This is a genomic window from Paratractidigestivibacter sp., assembly GCF_052362415.1.
Classification (GTDB): domain Bacteria; phylum Actinomycetota; class Coriobacteriia; order Coriobacteriales; family Atopobiaceae; genus Paratractidigestivibacter.
In genome coordinates this window covers 1,238-1,838 of record NZ_DAWEMK010000199.1, presented here as the reverse complement: position 1 = coordinate 1,838, position 601 = coordinate 1,238, and the positions used below count along the sequence as shown (strand labels likewise).

The window sequence follows — 601 nt, the reverse complement described above, 5'->3', positions numbered from 1 at the left end:
GGCGAGCACGGCGTTGTGGCGAAATTCGATGTAGCGCATATCCTTCTTGCTGAGGCGCGGGTAGTAGCCGCGCACCACCTCGTGCCTTGCGACCTCGCCGTTTACCTTGTTCTTGCCAAGCGAGAGCCTCTCGCCGGAATGGAGGTACTGCCTCACGTGCACCTCGGGCATGTAGCCCATGTGGGCGCCAGCCTCTATGCAGCGCAGCATCAGCCACCAGTCTTGGCCGGTCGCCACCTCGCCGAAACCCTCAGTGCGGTCGAACAGGTCGCGCCTGAGCATATAGATGGCCGTTGGGCTTATCGGCGTTAGGAGGTGCGCGCGCAGCAGACCCTCGGTGGAGAAGTCCTCGCAATGGTCGAGCCTGCGGTGCTCCACAAGCCGGCCACGTTCGTCATACCACGAGACATCCTGCCAGCTCATGTCGAGGGAGTTTTCCTGCATGAAGGCGACCTGGGTGGACACCTTGTCAGGCAGGAACTCGTCGTCATCGTCGAGGAACGTGAGGTACTCGCCCGTCGCCTGGCGGCAGGCGTAGTTGCGCGCCGCCCCGCCGCCGGTCTGGCCGGAGGTGTGCAGCAGCCTAAAGTGCGGAAGGCTC

General features: G+C 63.7%; 1 protein-coding gene. It reads right to left on the bottom strand.

Going from position 1 to position 601, the window contains the following annotated elements:
• Positions 1–601 (bottom strand): glycosyltransferase family 2 protein (locus ACT84W_RS10895; protein WP_444329238.1); only part of this gene is annotated, 601 nt, incomplete at both ends.